The 789-nt window shown below is 70.3% G+C and carries 2 protein-coding genes; both read right to left on the bottom strand.

Features of this window, described 5'->3' with window-relative positions:
• Window positions 1-644 (bottom strand): DUF692 family multinuclear iron-containing protein (locus G7A99_RS22315; RefSeq protein ID WP_240466379.1); only part of this gene is annotated, 644 nt, incomplete at its 3' end.
• Between the two features lie 37 nt (window positions 645-681).
• A partial coding sequence (locus G7A99_RS22310) for a DUF2282 domain-containing protein (RefSeq protein ID WP_163144196.1) occupies window positions 682-789 on the bottom strand: 108 nt, incomplete at its 5' end.

Here is a 789-nt window from a genome sequence, read left to right as displayed (position 1 = left end):
TCGTCAACGGGACCGGTGGGAAATGCGTCGATGTAGGCGGCCGGGTCGTGGTCGTGGTTTGTCGCCGACACGGCGACGTTGTTCACGTCGAGCAGCAGGCCGCAGCCACTGTGCCGCGCGAGTTCGCTGAGGAAGGTCACCTCGTCCATTTCATCGCCGCCGAAGCACACGTAGGTGGACGGGTTTTCGATGAGGATGCGCCGGCCCAGCGTGCACTGCACCCGGTCGACACGGTCGATCACGCGGACCAGTGTCTCCCGCGTGTAGGGCAGGGGCAGGAGGTCATTGAAATAGGCGCCGCCGTGACCGGACCACGCCAGGTGCTCGGAGACGAGCGCGGGCTCGTAGCGGTCCACCACGCCGCGGAGGCGGGCGAGGTGGGCGGTGTCCAGGGCGCCCTCGCCGCCGATGTTCATCCCCACCCCGTGCACGGACAGCGGGTAGCGCTCGCGCACGGCGGCAAGCCAGGCGTGGGGTGGGCCGCCGGCGCCCATGTAGTTCTCTGCGTGGACCTCGAAGAAGCCCACGTCCGGGCGCTCGCCGACGACGCTCGCGTAATGCCGGGCCTTGAGCCCGACGCCGGCTCGCGCCGGCATCGGGTCCGCAGGCGGCATCATGGACGTCCGCGTGGCTGTTTCGGACATGATTGCCTCCATGAGCGGCGTCCCTGACCGGCCGGCGTTAGCCCTTGGCGGGCACGTCCCGGTCCAGCGGCTCGAGGCTGCCGGTGCGACCGCCGGGCAGCGCCATGGACTCGCAGGTGCCGGCGGGCACGAGCTTCCAGGCGTT

The sequence above is a fragment of the Arhodomonas sp. KWT genome, assembly GCF_010993615.1.
This window is presented reverse-complemented; position numbering and strand designations above follow the sequence as displayed.